Origin of the sequence: Streptomyces sp. NPDC092370 (assembly GCF_044755265.1) — a bacterium.
GTDB lineage: Bacteria > Actinomycetota > Actinomycetes > Streptomycetales > Streptomycetaceae > Streptomyces.
In genome coordinates this window covers 11,688-27,899 of sequence record NZ_JBIVQO010000020.1, presented here as the reverse complement: position 1 = coordinate 27,899, position 16,212 = coordinate 11,688, and the positions used below count along the sequence as shown (strand labels likewise).

Genomic DNA, 16,212 nt, shown 5'->3' with positions numbered 1-16,212 from the left:
AGGGACCCAGCAACCGCCCCGGAACCTGGGTCCCTGGGTCCCGAGACCGGTGTTTTCCCTGGTGTCCGCGGAACCCGCCGGAAGCTGGGTCCACCTGGGTCCCTGGGGCCCGCCTCCTCGTACGAGCCGGTTCGTCCGGAGTGGTCCCCAGGGCCCGAGGCGGCCGATACCGTTGGAGCAGACGCCAGTTCTGCCCCTGAAGCCCTCGATGAGCGAACAGCCGGCCCCCGCCGACCACGCCCGGCAGCAGCTGGAGCCCGCGGCCGCCGACGGGTTGCGCGCGTACGCGGCCAAGACCCGCGAGAACGCCGACCAGCTCGCCGCAGTCCTGGAAGACATCGCCACCAACGGCCTGCCCTCGGTGGAGGACTGCACGCCGTGGGAGGAACTGCGCGAGGCCCATCTCGCCCGGCTCGCTGCCCAGCGCCCGGCCGGCGTCTGATGGCCCAGCCCCACGGCCCGCGCCGCGCCCGGATCGCCTTCTCCGACTCCGCCGCCAAGCAGCTGGAGAACATCACCAAGCGAGGCGGACATCCACGCCCTGGACCGCGCCCTGGTCGTGATCTCCGTCGACCCGGACGTCGGCGAACCGATCCCCAGCAACACCGCCGCACCCGCACTGCGCCAGTACGCCGACGAAGTCGAGCAGGTGCGCGTCCTGTACTTCGTCACCGCGCTGCGCACCGTCGTGGTCGTCGCCTACATCGAGGTCTAGCCGCCGGACGTTGCGGCCAGCGCGCAGGCGAACGCGGTGCCCGTCGTCCACGTCGGCGGTCGGTGCAGCCGTTCCAGCTCCGAGAACCGGGAGCCATCCGGCGTCTTCAGCGTCGCCAAGCCGGGACCACGTACTCGTGAACTCGTAGGCGTCCCAGATCTCTGGTGACCAGTGACTGTGTCGTCTTCGGTCCCTGCTCCTCAGTCCCTGGACAAAAGTGCAGGTCAAGCGGGTATGAGTCTCAGTAAAGGGACTCAAGGGACTCTGCTTCGGAATTATGCGCCAGCTTTGGTGTGCAGATACGCGCGGGCGCATCTGTCTGTACACAGTTGTAGCTGGCAGATAATTGCAGATTTCAGTCCCTACGGTCCCTTGCGAGTGGCTCATTGCGCCTCCGACCTGCGGAGATGTGCAGGGACTGTGGCGAGGGACCGTAGGGCTGCGGCGGGCGGATGCGTCCCTGCTGCTCCGTGGCGGGTTGGCGGCTGAAGCCGCCCGGGGGGACTGCTCGGTGAGAAGTCCGGCCTAGCTCACGGCCCCACTCAGGCTCCAGTCCCAGCCGCGCGGTTGGGCATACGTCTGCCGGTTATGCGAATTACGGTCCCTCCAGTCACTCTCAATTCAGACTTTTCTCCCGTGGGTTGTGCCGTGGGGCGGCTCAAGGGACCGTAGGGACCCGAAAAGCTGATAGGCCGCCACGCGGGGGAGCTGCTGCCCGCCATCGTCCTTGGGTTCTAGACTCTCTTCCGAAACACAGTCCCTACAGTCCCTTGGGACCCTCGCTGCAGCATGCGGTCACTGCACCAGCTGGGCCTGTCAGGGACTGAAGGAAAACGAGAACCTCGAAGAAGGACGACGCGTGCCCGGCCCCAGCGCGACGAGAGTGCCTGCAGGCCCTGCGAGGCCTGCCACACCGCATGCCGTTGCCCGGTGGTGCGCTGAGCAGGGCTGGCCTGTCCATCCCCTTGCGGCGGGCCGCAAGACGCCTGCGGGAAACTGCGCAGCCTGCAAAGACCAGCACCACCAGTCGGCCGACTGCCCCTGCCTGCCCGCAGGCCGTCCATGCCACGGGTTCCATGCCGCGACCACCAACGTCGCGCGCATCGACGCCTGGTGGTCCGGCACGCCGTCCTGGGGCGTCGGCGTGGCCTGCGGGGGAGCCGACCTGATCGTCATCGATATCGACGCACACTCCGCGCCGGTCCCCGACCGCAACCGCCTCCTGCCTGGCATCCCCATCCACGACTCTGTCGACCTGGAGGGTCTGGCGTCCGGCTTCGACACCCTCGCGCTCCTGGCGGCACTGCGCCGGCAACCCAGTCCCGCCGACGACGACAGCACGCTGCGCGTGCGTACCCCCTCCGGTGGTTTGCACGTCTGGTACCGAAACCCCCATCCAGCCACACGCTTCCGCTGCTCGACCGGATCCAGCTCAAAGGTCGCCCTGGCATGGCAGGTCGACGTACGGGCTGACGGCGGCTACATCGTCGCGCCCACCACTCGCACCACCCAGGGGACTTACCTACGCGAAGGGTCGACCCGACTGCCTGCGCCCCTGCCTGAATGGCTCGGCGAAGAACTCGTGAGGACCGGCCACGTGATCCAGCGCCCACCGGTCCGCCGCAAGCCCGAGGTCCCCCGTTCCCGCCATCCCCGAACCGCTGCCAGCGGGCAACGTGTCCTGGAACCCTTGCTCCTGGAGGTCGCTGAGTGCGCGGTCACGCGTGAAGGCGCGGCCTTCACCGAAAAGCTCAACAAGGCCGCATACACAGCCGGAGGACTCACGGCAGCCGGGCATCTCGACGAACGCACCGCGCGAACCCAGCTGCTTGAGGCTGCCGAGGCTGCACGCCCCTGGCAGAGTGCCCGCAACGAACGCATCGTCGACGACGGCCTCGCCGCCGGGGCCGCCCGCCCGCTCCACCTCGAAGGACGTTCATGAGCAGCGCCGAGACCCCGCGCTTCGACGCCAGCGCCGCCGCTCAGCAGATGCTGGACCTCGAACAGGCCGCCCCTCCGCCCGCAGCCCTGCCGGCCCAGGCCAACACCTCGCCAGCCACCCCTTCCTGGGCGGAACCAGCCCTCCTGCCCGGCACGCTCACCGACCGCGGCAACGCCAAACTGTTCGTCAAGCTCTACCGCGACCAGTTCCGCCACGTCGAAGGCCTGGGCTGGTTCTCCTGGGACGGCTACCGCTGGAAGCGCACCGGCGGCGAGAAAGCCGCCCTGTGGGCCGCGGGCGAGATGGCCGAGGGCATGCCGAACAGCGACCCGCGCGGCCTGTTCAGCGACCGCGAGCTCCACCACCACAAAAAACGCACCCTGTCCACCACCGGGATGAAGGCGCTCCTCACCCAGGCCAAGGCATCCCCGGACCTCTCCGTCGATCCCGACACCCTCGACGGTGACCCCTACGCCTTGTGCACCCCCGCCGGCGTCGTCGACCTGAACACCGGCCTGCTCCGCAAACCGGACCCCACCCGCGACTTCCACTCCCGCGCCACCAGCGTGGCCCCCCAGCAGACCCCCACCCCGCGCTGGCACCGCTTCCTGCACGACACCTTCGGCGACGACGCCGAAGGCCAGGAAATGATCAACTTCCTGCACCTGCTGCTCGGCTACTCGATCACCGGTGACGTCGGCGCGCAGGTCCTGCCCTTCCTCCACGGACACGGCAAGAACGGCAAATCCGTCCTGCTTGACACCATGATCCAGATCCTGGGCGACTACGCCGACGCCGCCCCACCCGGATTCCTCATGGACCGCGGCGCATTCTCCGAGCACTCCACCGAACTCACCGAACTCCATGGCCGCCGCCTCATTGTCTGCAGCGAACTCAAGCCCAATGACAAGTTCGACGAAGCCCGTGTCCGGCTCCTGACCGGCGGAGACAAAATCAAAGCCCGCCGCATGCGGCAGGACTACTTCTCCTTCAGCCCCACCCACCACCTGTGGCTACTCGGCAACCACCGTCCCGAAGTGTCCACCGGCGGCTTCGCGTTCTGGCGCCGCATCCGCCTGCTGCCCTTCGAACGCACCGTCCCCGACCACCGCAAGATTGACAACCTGGCCTTCGAACTCGTCCGCGACGAAGGCCCCGGCATCCTGCAGTGGCTCATCGAGGGCGCCCGCCGCTACCTCACCACCCGCGACAACCTCGAAGGCCCCGACCGCGTCCGCATCGCCACCACCGCGTACGCCAACACCGAAGACCACATCGGCCGCTTCCTCACCGAATGCTGCACCCGCGACCTCGAAACCCAGCCCGACCTACGCGTCGAACAAGGCCTCCTCTACACCACCTACGCCTCCTGGTGCAGCAGCGGCGAAGGCATCCGCCCCGCCGGCGCCCGCGCCTTCGCCACCCGCGTCCGGCAGGAAGTCGGCCTCGCCTCACCCGCCGACATGATCAAATCAAACGGCCGCAAGTACTACCCCGGCCTCGCCCTGCTGGATACACCCTCATGAACCAACCCCCGCACCACCACAGCGAACCACTGCTCCACCGCCCCGCCCCTCAGGGCGCCCAGATGCCCCTACCCGCCCTCACCGGCCCGGCCTACCATGAAGCCGCCAGGGCAAGCTCTACAACAGGCGGCACACCACACCACGAGGCGGACCGCCATCCAGCCCCGCACACCAAGGAGGGCAACCAGCTATGAGCTCGCTACTGACCGAGGGCGATCTCACCCACGAAGCACACGTCGTGTGGCTGGAAGACCCCGAAAACCTCGACTACGTCCGCCAAGCCCTCGACAAGACCCCCCGCCGCCGCAACAAACCCCGCTACGCCCGCGACGGCCGCATGGTCGGCTACGCCGAACTCGACGACCACGCCGAAGCCGACCCTGACAGCGGCCTCTACCGCCGCCGCGTCTTCTTCCTCCTCCCGCACGACCGCGACGCCCAACCCGACGGCCTCTACCAAGAAGGCGCCCCCGGAGAGGCCGTCGACCCCCGGACCATCGATGTAAGGAAGGTCGGGGAGAAGACCCCCCGCTCGCAGAGGGGTCCTGCCGCCATAACCGGCACACGGGCGTGAGCTATGCGCGGTGTAGCGCGCTGGTGGCAGTACTGCCCTATATTGATCGTGAGCGGGCCGCAGAAAACTGCAGGTGTGCCTCGCGCTGGTGGTCCAAGGAAAGATGCCCCGCTTCCTGTGGGGAGATGCAGGTGCAAGGCCTGCCCGGCGCTCTATCAAGACCGCACCCCAGACAGCCGGGGTGCGGTCTCTGCGTTGATGACGTCAGCGAGACGCACTTGGGCGATCGACAGAGCCGCTGCCAGCCCCCAGTCCCGTGGGCGGGCTCAGGCCCACATTTCGATACCAGGAGTTTGGGTGCGTATCTTCCTCTCGGCGTTCGGCATCCTCGCAGGCCTTGGACTCATCATCTACAGGAAGAAATTCGCGCGCGCCGCCACAAGCCAGCGCAACGCTTTCGGCAGGGCGAACGCAGCCGCTGGGGGTCCACCGTGCGGACTGGTCCGCTGATCGCAGGAGTGTTCCTGATCATCATTGGAGTCCTCGCAGCCACCGGAGTGGTTGGGGGCGAATAGCCCGCCGTACGAGTGGGCGACAGGATACGGTGATCTTTACCTGGCCGCCGCAACTCTTGGCGGTGAGCGTCGCGCTGGTCAGAGCGGAGCGGTGGGCAGAAGGAGCGGCAGGACCTGCACTGAGCGGCGACGTCGCCGGGTCCCTGGCTGAGTACGCCGGCCGAGCGTATTTGTGCATTCTGACGGGCGCGGGGCTACCGCAGCAGTTCGCCGAGATCCTCGTGGACCTGGACACGGCGACCGAGTCGGGCGGCTGACGGGCCGGTCTTGCCACCCCGCTTGCGGACACCGTCACGGCGCTGGCGCTACAGCGTGAGGATGGCCACGCTACGCGTCCAGAGCAAGGACACCGCCGGCTGCCACCTTTTGCGTTCCGGACCTGTCGACCACCTGATGCGGTCCAGCGCATCACGGCCCGCTTTCAGCCGAGATCAGCCATCTTGACCGTCAGAACGGCTGCCTACCGCCCGGAAGGCGATGCCTCTGTGCCCCGAGGGGGGGCAGACTTAGGATCACGGGGATGACCAGTCGTTTGTCATGCTCAAGGAGCTCTCATGGCTGAGCTTGTCCGGCAGCAACACCTTGATGCGGATGTGGGGCATCACGGCTTCGGGCTTCAGGAGTCCGATGACGGTGACCTCCCCGTCCCCTTCCCTGACGACTTCAAGCAGGGCGTGTTCCTGAACGACTTCCCGGGGCGTCTCGACATCTACAGCGGCGGCCACACACATACCGCTGCGGTCACCGTAGAGGTCTGGGACGGGGAGCCGCCCCAGCAGGATCCTTCCCGGTGGGACGAGCAGGCTGAGGCCCCGTTCGAGTCGACCAGCGGCGAAGTAGCTGTGTGGTCCATGGACTTGGGGCGCGCCGATGATGTGATCACGCTTGCTGATTCGGGGGGCTCCTGGCGGGTCCGGGTGAGCTGTGCCGGGCGCAGGGAAGCTGCGGCACTGTCGGAACAGGAGGGTACGGGCGAAGGCGTGGAGAAGTACCTCGTGCAGTTCTGGCCGGCAACGGCCTGAGCGCCGTCCAGGGGCGGGGCGCCGGCAGTTCGGCGCCCCCGCCGTGGGCCCGTCAGGAGACGATCTTCACGATGAAGCCGTCTTCCATTCCGTCGATGACCCGGTTCTTGGCGTAGAAGCTGAGCAGCAGGCTGCCGCCCGCACCGTTGTCTGCTTCTGCGATGGGCTTCACGGAGAAGTTGAACTTCTTCGCGTCCGCGTCGTAGTCGTGCTCCGCGGCGCCCTCATAGGTGGTGGCGAAGGGGTACTCGTCGCACTCGCGCGTGCCACCGTGCGTGTAGTTGGCGCCCCAGTAGCGCTTGCACTGCTTGACCGCCGCCTTGCGGTTGTCGTCCTTGCGAGTCTGGTTGACCAATCGGTGCAGCGGCGTGTCGGGCGTCTGACCGGGCACCTTCTTCGCCGACATGTACGGCTTGGTGTCCTGCGGTTTCGTGAACGCAGTCTTGATGTGCTGAGCCGCAGCCCGCTCCTTGGCGCCGGCCTTCGCGCTGTAGTTCAGCATGCCGATGTAGGCGAATGAGGCTGCGCCTCTCTTGTCAGGGTTGCCGCCGCCGGTGGAGTTGGCCAGGTACTTGGCGGCGTCCCAGCGCGGCGGCAGGAAGAACAGGTCCCCCTTGAGGTCGCCGGTGATGTTGGCGTTGGGTGGCGGTGTGATGGTGATGGACGGCTGGTAGATGGCCGCGATCAGGTCGGTGCTGCCTTGACTGCCCTGCCCGGGCTTGGCGTTGACGGTTTCGTTGAACGCGCGCAGCACCTTGAGTTCGGCGAAGGTCTTCGTTCCGGGCATGTTGCCGCCCCTGGTGTAGCGGACCGTTGACGGCCAGCTGTTGGGCATCTTCCCCTTGGTGCCGATCTTCATCGCGGGAGCCTCGGTGGTGCCCTGAGATTCCATCTCGGTGAAGTAGTACTTGAAGTTGATCGTGCGGCTGTTCTTGGCGATCGTTCCCACGACCCGCACGTTGAACATGCTCACCCCGGAAGGCCTGCCGTTGACGAGCCAGGTCTGCACGAACGAAGCACCCGAACAGGCCGCGAACCGGGACGTGAAGTAGAACTTCTTGTCCGTGCCCAGGCCCTTCTTGCACTCATCGAGCGTCATCGTGCGGGCCGGCTCCGGTGCCGCAATCATGGGCGTCGGCCCGGCGGTTGAACCGACAGGTGCGGTGCGAGATGGCTGGGTCGCCAGCCGCGCGTGCGACGCCGCAGGACCCACCGTCTCGTGCGGCAACTGCGCGATCGGCTCCGCGCGACGGGCAATGTCCCGCAGACGTTCCATGCCGTCCTCGCTCTGCAACTCCTCGAGCGACGGCGTCGCTGAACCAATCGGCAGGACGTATGACTCAACCTCAAGATCCGCCGACGCGTCTGCCTGCGCCATAGACGGCACGGCCGACAGCAGGGCGACCGTGGTCGCCATGGTGAGCGCCTGTCTACCGGCGCGTCTGAGCCACGGTATGTGCATCGAAAACCCCCGAACTCATGCGGACCGAATCAGTGATCCGAACGTGTGGTCGAGGGAAGGTCTACCGGTGGAGTGATCGAACGCATGGGCGACACGCCGGATGCGACGCGATCACGACTGCTGTTGGCCGAGATCGACCTTTGCACCCAGCAGGCGTAAGCACCTGTCTACTCGGCCACCGACTGCACAGGGCGCTGACCGGCGCCGTGGACAGTGCCCCGGACGTCGTCAGCACCCTCCACGGCGACAGGGTCGACGACCAGGACCACGATCCCGAGGGCACCGCCGACCACGAGCCCTCCGAGCTGGAAGCGGTCGCCGGGTGAGCCTCGCCGCGGACGACCTGTTCTACTCCCGTCTGTGCGCCTTTCCTGACACGGTCGACACCGATCGCGTCGCTCACGCCCTACTGTCGCGGTTCGGCGCAGCGACCCGGACGACATGCGCTACGCGTCCCGGACGTCAACACATGCGCCAGGGCAGGCGCAGCCCCCGAAACCTCCCGTGGTCTGAACCGCGCCACGCCACACAGATAGGTCCCGCCCGTCAGCGCTCCACCCGTCCCCGGGCGGCAAATGCAACTATGCACGTGCGGAGAACTGAACAGCGTCTGAGCCGAAGCAGCTCGGCTACGCGGGGCGAGAGCCTCGCTGCCCGGCTGAGCACACGAAGGACCGTACCCCCAGCGAATCACCGCTGGGGGTACGGTCCTTCGTGCGTTTCAGACCAGCCTCAAGCTGATTGATGCTCCTGCTGGGACAGCTCCTGGAGAAGCGCGCTGTACTCGGCAGGATGCTGATCACGGAGGATACGCAGCCACACGCGAGCACCCTCCACGAACACCTCCGACTCCATCTTCAGATGCAGGTGAGTGACAACGGAGAAGGCGTCGCCGTATGGCAGCCGACGAGGCTGCCCGGCCTCGCTCCGGGGCCCTTCCTCGGTCTCCGGGGTATTAACGCCGTTAACGGTTGATGCGCCAGTGACCGACACCGGCTCGGGGCTGGGGGTGTTAACGCCGTTAACGATCGAGGAGGCGCCAGGGACTGACGCCGATGCACCCCCGGGGGTATTAACGCCGTTAACGGTGGAGGCGCTGCTCGACTCTTCCGCCGCAGGCCTGCGGCGCTGGCGGGGGGCCTTGGCGGCTGCGATGGCCTTCTGGGCCTCGCCCGCCTGCTGCTCCTTGGGCAGTCGGCCGATCCGGCGAGCTGGCTCCACCTTCAACTGGCCCGTCTCCACCTGCTCCTGAAGCTCGGGCGTGAGTTCCAGAAGCGCCAGACGCTGCGACACCCAGGCCGGCGTTTTCCCCAGCCTCCTGGCCACCGATCCCTGCGACCCGTGAATCTCCACCAGCCCCTGGATCGCCTTCGCCTGGTCCAGCGGAGGAAGGTCGACGCGGTGAACGTTCGCGATCAGCGCTGACTCCACAACGTCCGCCGCCGTGGCGGCGAGATCGTCATTCACATCGATCCGAAGTTCGGCGAGACCAGCCAGCTCAGCAGCGGCCAACCGCCGGTTGCCGTCGATGACGACGTACTCGGCGTCCTCCCCGATCTCACCTTCGTGCCCCGGATACGCGTTCAGGAAGGCCGAACGCCGCACCACAGTGACGGGCTGGATCTGCTTTATACGCAGTGACTCTGCCGTCTCTTCGATCTCGGTGAGTTCCTCCCGCGGATTGAACGGGTTACCGGCGAGCAGCTTGAGCTCCACCTTGGCCGGAGGCCGCTTGCCTTCACCGCTCATGATCTGCGCACGGGTTCGGACCCGGCGCGGTTCCTTCTTCTCGCCGGCCTCACCGTCCTCCCCCATGCTGAATCCGCGGGTGACCCGCTGAGTGGGACTCATACGGCAAGCTCCTTCGCCAAGTCGCGCATCACCTGCGCGTGTTCACTGTCGGGGGCGTACTCCAACAGCGGGATCTCCCCGTCTGCCGCCTCCCGGCCTTCCTTCAAGTCCCCGATCACGGCCAGGACCGGCGGGGAACTGCTCTTCTCCCACTCGTCCTTGTTCTGCTTCACGAGCTTGCCGCGGCGGCTGTCGTACGCGTTGATGATCAGGCCGAGGTAGTCCACCTGGATCCGGCCCTTGGCGCACAGGTCGTCCTTCTGGTTCTTCAGGAGACGGAACGCCCTGTGAGACGCCTTGTTCGCCCAGACAGGTGTGATGAGCCCGGACCGGTCGGCGAGCTCTCCGTCACGCCGACGGACGTAGTACAGGGCCGTGTCCATGTTGAGGCCCAGGCTCGGCGGGCCGTCGATGATGATGACGTCATAGTCGGCTTCCAGAGGCTCCATGGCCCGTTCCAGAGCTGCCTCACTGAAGCTCACCTTGGACAGGGCGACGTCGCGCAGGAACGCGTCGTCGGATGCGGGCAGCAGGTGGAGCCGATCCCCGAACCGCTCACCGTCCAGGGACACCAGCAGGTCGTGTATGTCGCCCTTGGCGGATCCGTCCATGTGCATCATCAGGGTCTCGACGTCGTCCTCGTACATGAGGTCCTCGAAGCCGAGCTCTGCGGTCAGGTGCCCCTGCGGGTCGTAGTCGACGATGAGCACCCGATGGCCGGCCTCCGCGAGGGCCTGAGCGATGCCGGAAGAGATGAACGTCTTGCCCACGCCGCCCTTCTGGTTGGCCACTATCACCCGCACCACTGGCTGCGACACCAATGGCGCTGTAGGCGAGGGGTGATTGCCGAGCCACAGAGTGAGGGCCTGGGCCAGCCCCTGTACGTAGGTGACGCCTCGATCCGAGCACGCCCCCTTGAACCTGTCGGGCTCGCCGACCGGGAGGAACGTCCCCCAGGTCTTCGCGCCGTCGGTCTTCACCTCAGGAAGGCCGTCAGCTTCGTACCAGGCCTTGATGGCGTGCTCAGTCGCGTCCTGGATGTCCATTCCGTGCTCGAAAGCGCGGATCTTCAGATGTCTGCGCAACTCGGGGGTGAGGGAAGTGATTAGTTTCTCTCGCTCCCCCCTCGGGCTGGGGATGCTCATGAGGCCGAACATTACTAGGTCACTGCGGTGTCAGCCGCTGAGCTGTCCCAACTTTCACCCTGGAGCGGGCTGCCCCCATACCTTCGCTCCCTGCGAGCCCGGGCCCAGGAGGCGATGCACTGTCGGGCTCTGCGGAGCCTTCGGCCGAGGGATCACCGGAGCTTTTCGTGGATCATGCGGCCCTTCTGCCAGCTCCCGTGCTGTGTCCGGTAGGGCAGTCTGAGCCACCAGAGGATGGCGTCTCCGGTTCGTTTGTCGGAGGCGATGTTGGTTTTCTTAGTCTGATCGCTGGCGACGGCGGGCAGCGTTCCGTGGGCTTGAATCTCGAAACCGCTTGAGGCGAGGTAGGGGGTCAACTTCTTCTGGAGCGCACGGCGCCTGTGATGCCACCAGCTGTCCCGGCTGGGTACCGGATCGGGCAGAAGCGCGGCCAGTGCTTCATCCGCGTTCACGAGGGTGTGCTGGTGCAGAGGGGCATGTGTTGCAGAAAGGGCGAGGTCGGCCAGCTGTGCGTCGACTTGTCGCAGGTATTGGTCCATAACGTCGCCAGTGCCGATCCGACGGACGTTGCCGCCCGTCAGGGATTCGAGGGCCACGACGAGACCGGAGTCGTACTGGGCCAGGAGCCGGTTCTCGCTTGCATGTTCCTGGATCAGGGCAAAGAGGTAGCGCAGCTTCCCGGCCATCTCGACGTCCGTGACCCCGCCGCGTGCCAGCAGCGCCTTGGCGTGATCGCGGATCGCAAGCTGCGTCATGACGGACTCCGGGGCCCGCAGCGGCAGAGGTTCGACGACTCCAGGAAGGCCTGGGACCAGCCCGTCCCCATCCACCCCGTAGAAGAGGTCCGTGGCCATCGCACGCCAGCGTGTCCTGAGCCGGGCTGCGTCTTCCACGGGAAGACGCAGCGCGAGCAGGTGCAGGGTTCGCCACAGTCCGCCCAGATCCGGGCGAAGCAGTGTTACAGGCTCGGCGGAACGGGCCAGCTCGGGTCGGACCAGAGCCTGGCAGTTCTCGCTGCCCGGCTCGGTGAGCGTACGGAACTCATTGACGAGAGACAGCCGGAGAACTTTCGCAGGGCCAAGGGCGCGGTCCGGCACAGCCAACTCGCTGCCCTGCGGCGTGACATGCTGCTGGGCCCGCCGCCGGATCTGTGCGGCTTCCTCTTGTGCTTCGGCCAGCAACTTCTCGGCACGCGCGGCCGCGCGTGTCTCCACGGCGCGGGCGCTCTGCTCAGCCAGCGAGGACGCGGGTGGGTGGCTGAGGTGGTCACGGACCTCGGCGGCACTGGCGGGCCGGTCGCCCGGTTCCTTGGCGAGGAGTTCGGCCAGCAGTGCGTCGAGGTGAGGCGGCAGGCCGGGGCGGTGGCTGGAAGGCGGTGGGGGCGGGGTGTGTACGTGGGCGTACATCAGGGCGGGGGTGTCCAGGCCGCCGAATGGGGTGCGGCCGGTCAGCAGTTCGTACAGCACGCAGCCCAGCGAATACAGGTCCCCGCGGGCGTCGCCGACCTTGCCCAGAAGCCGCTCAGGCGGCATGTAGGCGATAGTGCCGACGACGCGGCTGGCAACGGTCAGGGTGGAGATGTAGCGGGCGATTCCGAAGTCGAGGATCTTCACGCTGCCCGACGGGGTGAGCATCAGGTTGGCGGGCTTGAGATCACGGTGCAGGATACGGACGCTGTGCGCAGCGTGCAGCGCGTCGGCGGTCTGCGCGGTCCACGCCAGGATGTCCGCGACCGGCGGCAGGCCGTCTTGCAGCACAAAGCCCAGGTTCCGGCCGGGAACTTTCTCCATGACCAGGTAGAGCGTGCCGTCGCCGTCCCGTCCGAGATCGTGGACGGTGACGATTCCCGGATGACTCAACGCCCCCGCCGTGCGGGCCTCTCGGAAGAACAACTCCTCACCCTCGGCCGTCCCGAGATGCGCCTGGAGCAATTTGACCGCCACGGAACGCTCCATCACGCAGTCGCGGGCCGCCCACACCTCCCCCATCCCGCCCCGGCCCAGCAACTGCTGCAGCTCATACCTGCCCGCGATGACCCGCTGTGCCACTGGCTCCCCCACTTCCTGCAGAACTGCGCGCATTCTCCCGTACAGATCTCCAGCGAGATGGAGATTCCACGGTGCTCACCGTCATCACTCGCACGTCCTGAACCTCGCACGCGTCCGGGAGCAGACGTATTGATCCAAGCGACGCCGTCCGGCAACTGGTCAGTTCCAGGACGCCTTGCGGCCACCGCTCACATATCAGGAGTCAAGCGCCCGCCGGGCGTGGTGGTGTCGAGCGACTCGTGCAGCGACTGGAAGCCGATGCCGCGCCTGCGCAGACCGCCGACCTGGCCGGCGGTCACGCGCCGATGCCCGTACGGCCGCCGTTACCGGCGGGCCAAAGCAAGAGCAAGCGTGACGAGCAAGGTGACGCCTCCGCACGCCACTACGAGCGGGGTTGCCAAGGACGGGTGGCGCCACGCCACGTAGGCGAGGCCGACTGCGATGAGCAGAACCAGAAGCCACCAAGGCCAAGACCAGCAGTGCTCAGACCACGTGCGAGTCAGTGCCGGATGATTCGGTACCCAAGGATTGACGCCGGTTGTGCCATGTAGAAGGCATGACACTTCCTTGCTTCTGGCGTGACAGAGTCACGCGTATATGGGTGGTCGGACTTTGGATTGCGTGGGTCCTAGCTGTGCAAATCCCGTCTGTTCGGCGGCGCCTGCCGAACAAGGAGAGGGTTGCCACGGGTCCGCTCAGACCCGTTGGAGCGTTTGGCCCCCGTAGCTCCATGACCCCGCCCAGGAGCAGTCGCCACGGACGCAGGGGTGACAGTCCATGGTCCGCCACAGCCGTTCGGCCTCTGCCTGGTGAACCTGTGGCCCTGACCCCTGACCATGCCGCTGGACCTCACCCTGGGCGAAGACCCTGAGCGTCCCGCTCGCCGTACCGGCGAGACCGCTAAAGGCACGGCGGGGGACCGTGGATGGTGGGCGGAGCGCGCCTGGCGTCCCTTGGTGTCCTCCCCGCCGACGCGGGGGTGTTCCGATCTTCGCCCCCTTCGGGGCTGCGGTCGGCGCGTCTTCACCTCGTGGGCACCGGGATGTCAGCGGCAACGCACCCCACCCGAACGGGTGGCGGCGGATCGGTTGTGCGCACAGACGGCCGTGTGTGGCGGCTTGCGCTTCGCGAGATGTCCACGCAGTGGCGAGGCCAGTGTGACCTATGCCACGAGTCCGACGATTCTTGAAATCAGAACTTTCGCAGCTGGGCCAATTGTCGCAGCTCACGGCCCATTTTCGAACACGCTAGCCAATATGGTAATCACGTTCCGTTTATGGAGAAGATCGCAGAGTCACGATTTCCGAGGGTCGTATGAGTTTCCGGACCCGAAAAACGCCAGGGTGGTGCGTGAGGGCCCAACCCAACGGGGTTCTCACGCGGGCGAGTTGACCCGCGTCCGATCCCGCCGGCCTCAACGGAGAGGACCGGTGTCACCGCCTGGAGGACTGCATGGGCAACGGCGACGTCACCACTGACGTATCGCCCCAGGACGGCGGCCACGGCCAGCCCGTCCAGGCCCCTCCCAATCTGCCCATCGACTTCGAGGGCTTCTACCTGGGGCACCAGGAGTTCTTCCACGACTTCGCCGAGATCCACCTCGGCAGCCGCCGCACCGCCGAACACGTGGTCCACCAGGTGTTCCTGGAGATCCTCGGAGGCTGGGACGAGCTCCTACAGCAGGGCGACCTCGAACAGCAGACCCTTGCGGTGCTGCACCGCGGCGTCACCCGCCGCCTCGAAGAGGACGGACGCCCCCCGGCGTTCCTCATCAACGGCCCGATAGCGCAGAACCTCGAGGCGGTCCGCAACCAGCTGGAGCTCAACAGCAGCGCCGGCGGCCTGTACGAGGCGATCCTGGAGCTGCCCACCCGCCAGTTCACCGTCATCGTCCTGCGCCACCTGCTTGGCTACCCCACCAAGCGGATCGCCCGCTACATGGGCCTGGACACCCGTACCGTCGACTACCACGGCCGTAAGGGCAAGGAACGCCTGCGCATCCGCCTCGACCTGCCCGCAACTCCTGCCAAGAACAAAAAGGGGACAGGACAGTGACCGCCATCGACGCACTTCTGGCCGACGCCCGCATCCCTACCTCGCCACGTGACGGCTTCGACGTCGGCGCTGCCCTTCGCCGCCTCGCCGCCGACGCGGCCGCCGTCGCTGCCAAGCCGCACCCCGACACCGTCCGTGCCACCCAGGCACGGCAGCGGCTGTCTGTAGTGTGCCGCTGGATCCTCAACAAACCCGACGCCGCCGACCACGTCGACCGCCTCGCCCAAGAACCCGACGCGGTGAGCGTGGATCAGCTGGATGTCGACGGCGCCCTCGTCTTCGCCTGCCTGCTCCACCTGACCGACCACCGCGAAAGCGCCCAGTTCTGGTGGCAGCTCGCCGCCGGGGCCGGCCACCGCGCCGCTGCATATTGCCTGCATCTGCACCACCTCGCCTTGGGCGAGTCTCGCGAGTCGCGACACTGGCTGCACGTGGTCACTGACGACGTCCTCGACTCCGAGGCCCCCGACGACGCCTTCCTCGAGACCCTGGAGGCCGTCGCGATGTACGTCCGTAGAACCGGCTCCAGCCTCGCCAGCGCCCCCACCGGTGGGCTTGAGATGGAAGTCGACCGCCTGGCCACCGAGAAGACCGGCTCCTGCATCATCGTCCAGCGCCCCGACCGGCGCCTCGCCGACCGGCTGCACGACTTCACCCGCCGATGACCACCTGGGAGCGGGATCGCTCCCAGCCGTCAACGACTTCATTCAACGCGTTCAACGCTTTCAACCATGACAGCCGGTAGCGCCCGATTCTGATCAGCACCCCTCGTTAGACTCCCAGAACGCGCAGAAGGAGCCCTGCATCCCCAACAGGTTTCCTAGGCCTCTGAGTTGGGAGGGCTCCCTGCGCGGTGTTCCAGCACGCCCAAAAACGAGAGGAACTCCGTATGGAAGACGAGAGTAGCGCCAAACCCTGGGCGAGGCACCTGGCACGCATGGACAGGTGGCGTGCCAGGACCATCGGCCACCTGCGGAAATGGGTCGGACGCCATGGACACAGCGTCCATGCCCAGTTCCTGCAAGGCGCGGCTTACAGGCTCGGCAGCGGAGCCGTGACCCTGCTCATCCTGTGGTGGCAGAGCCGCCACTGACGCCGACGGCGGGCCCACCGCGTGGGCCCGCCCCCGTCCTCACCAACCCGCCGTTCGTAGAGGACATGGTCTTCCTCAAGAGGGACCTGCTGACCGGAGGGGTTCTTTGTCATCGCTGGTGCCGGAGGTGGTCCTGGCAGTGTTGGCGCCCCTCCAGCGGCGGCAGCCCGGCGGCCTAGCCCGCATGCCAGATCACCTCGACCATGATCCCTGCCGCCTCGCACCGCTCCTCTCTCAGTCCCACTGAACGTGAGGCGCTCGCCG

The 16,212-nt window shown here is 66.9% G+C and carries 11 protein-coding genes and 1 pseudogene; 8 read left to right on the top strand and 4 right to left on the bottom strand.

From position 1 onward, the window contains the following. Nucleotides 1-208 precede the first annotated feature (208 nt). The 6 genes and pseudogenes from ACIQHQ_RS36285 to ACIQHQ_RS36260 all read left to right on the top strand — a co-directional run bounded on the left by ACIQHQ_RS36285 (nucleotide 209) and on the right by ACIQHQ_RS36260 (nucleotide 6,294). Nucleotides 209-442 carry a hypothetical protein gene (locus tag ACIQHQ_RS36285; protein WP_402620743.1) on the top strand — a complete coding sequence of 78 codons (234 nt, stop codon included), beginning with the start codon at nucleotides 209-211 and terminating at the stop codon, nucleotides 440-442. Beyond that, a pseudogene (locus ACIQHQ_RS36280) lies at nucleotides 442-715 on the top strand (hypothetical protein). Before ACIQHQ_RS36285 ends, ACIQHQ_RS36280 begins: the two are co-directional and overlap by 1 nt. 883 nt (nucleotides 716-1,598) lie before the next feature. Further along, nucleotides 1,599-2,657, top strand: a complete 1,059-nt coding sequence (locus tag ACIQHQ_RS36275; RefSeq protein WP_402620907.1) for a bifunctional DNA primase/polymerase — start codon at nucleotides 1,599-1,601, stop codon at nucleotides 2,655-2,657. Then, the gene (locus ACIQHQ_RS36270) at nucleotides 2,654-4,183 is read left to right on the top strand and encodes a phage/plasmid primase, P4 family (protein WP_402620740.1); all 1,530 of its coding nucleotides are present in this window, start codon (nucleotides 2,654-2,656) and stop codon (nucleotides 4,181-4,183) included. Before ACIQHQ_RS36275 ends, ACIQHQ_RS36270 begins: the two co-directional genes overlap by 4 nt. A gap of 190 nt (nucleotides 4,184-4,373) precedes the next feature. After that, nucleotides 4,374-4,757: a DUF6009 family protein gene (locus ACIQHQ_RS36265; RefSeq protein ID WP_402620738.1), complete on the top strand. Its 384-nt coding sequence runs from the start codon at nucleotides 4,374-4,376 to the stop codon at nucleotides 4,755-4,757. 1,069 nt (nucleotides 4,758-5,826) lie between these two features. Further along, a complete protein-coding gene (locus tag ACIQHQ_RS36260; protein ID WP_402620735.1) occupies nucleotides 5,827-6,294 on the top strand; it encodes a hypothetical protein in 468 nt (155 codons plus the stop codon). 52 nt (nucleotides 6,295-6,346) lie between these two features. Here ACIQHQ_RS36260 and ACIQHQ_RS36255 read toward each other — a convergent pair whose 3' ends face one another. From ACIQHQ_RS36255 to ACIQHQ_RS36240, 4 genes are all read right to left on the bottom strand, one after another. Further along, a complete protein-coding gene (locus tag ACIQHQ_RS36255; RefSeq protein ID WP_402620732.1) occupies nucleotides 6,347-7,711 on the bottom strand; it encodes a hypothetical protein in 1,365 nt (454 codons plus the stop codon). Nucleotides 7,712-8,488: 777 nt separating this feature from the next. Further along, nucleotides 8,489-9,607 carry a ParB/RepB/Spo0J family partition protein gene (locus tag ACIQHQ_RS36250; protein WP_402620729.1) on the bottom strand — a complete coding sequence of 373 codons (1,119 nt, stop codon included), beginning with the start codon at nucleotides 9,605-9,607 and terminating at the stop codon, nucleotides 8,489-8,491. Continuing rightward, nucleotides 9,604-10,752, bottom strand: coding sequence for a ParA family protein (locus ACIQHQ_RS36245; protein WP_402620726.1), 1,149 nt, complete (start codon nucleotides 10,750-10,752; stop codon nucleotides 9,604-9,606). The genes ACIQHQ_RS36250 and ACIQHQ_RS36245 overlap by 4 nt, the downstream gene beginning before the upstream one ends. Nucleotides 10,753-10,904: 152 nt before the next feature. After that, nucleotides 10,905-12,833, bottom strand: a complete 1,929-nt coding sequence (locus ACIQHQ_RS36240; protein ID WP_402620723.1) for a protein kinase — start codon at nucleotides 12,831-12,833, stop codon at nucleotides 10,905-10,907. A gap of 1,419 nt (nucleotides 12,834-14,252) precedes the next feature. Here ACIQHQ_RS36240 and ACIQHQ_RS36235 point away from each other — a divergent pair. Then, on the top strand, nucleotides 14,253-14,855 hold the full coding sequence (locus ACIQHQ_RS36235) for a sigma-70 family RNA polymerase sigma factor (RefSeq protein WP_402620720.1): 603 nt from the start codon (nucleotides 14,253-14,255) through the stop codon (nucleotides 14,853-14,855). Continuing rightward, a complete protein-coding gene (locus ACIQHQ_RS36230; protein WP_402620717.1) occupies nucleotides 14,852-15,520 on the top strand; it encodes a hypothetical protein in 669 nt (222 codons plus the stop codon). Before ACIQHQ_RS36235 ends, ACIQHQ_RS36230 begins: the two co-directional genes overlap by 4 nt. Nucleotides 15,521-16,212 lie beyond the last annotated feature (692 nt).

Bases quoted from the DNA above. Each gene is read 5' to 3' on its own strand.
- ACIQHQ_RS36285 (WP_402620743.1), top strand. From the start codon at position 209: ATGAGCGAACAGCCGGCCCCCGCCGACCACGCCCGGCAGCAGCTGGAG.
- ACIQHQ_RS36270 (WP_402620740.1), top strand. From the start codon at position 2,654: ATGAGCAGCGCCGAGACCCCGCGCTTCGACGCCAGCGCCGCCGCTCAG.
- ACIQHQ_RS36265 (WP_402620738.1), top strand. From the start codon at position 4,374: ATGAGCTCGCTACTGACCGAGGGCGATCTCACCCACGAAGCACACGTC.
- ACIQHQ_RS36260 (WP_402620735.1), top strand. From the start codon at position 5,827: ATGGCTGAGCTTGTCCGGCAGCAACACCTTGATGCGGATGTGGGGCAT.
- ACIQHQ_RS36255 (WP_402620732.1), bottom strand. From the start codon at position 7,711: ATGGCGACCACGGTCGCCCTGCTGTCGGCCGTGCCGTCTATGGCGCAG.
- ACIQHQ_RS36250 (WP_402620729.1), bottom strand. From the start codon at position 9,607: ATGAGTCCCACTCAGCGGGTCACCCGCGGATTCAGCATGGGGGAGGAC.
- ACIQHQ_RS36245 (WP_402620726.1), bottom strand. From the start codon at position 10,752: ATGAGCATCCCCAGCCCGAGGGGGGAGCGAGAGAAACTAATCACTTCC.
- ACIQHQ_RS36240 (WP_402620723.1), bottom strand. From the start codon at position 12,833: ATGCGCGCAGTTCTGCAGGAAGTGGGGGAGCCAGTGGCACAGCGGGTC.
- ACIQHQ_RS36235 (WP_402620720.1), top strand. From the start codon at position 14,253: ATGGGCAACGGCGACGTCACCACTGACGTATCGCCCCAGGACGGCGGC.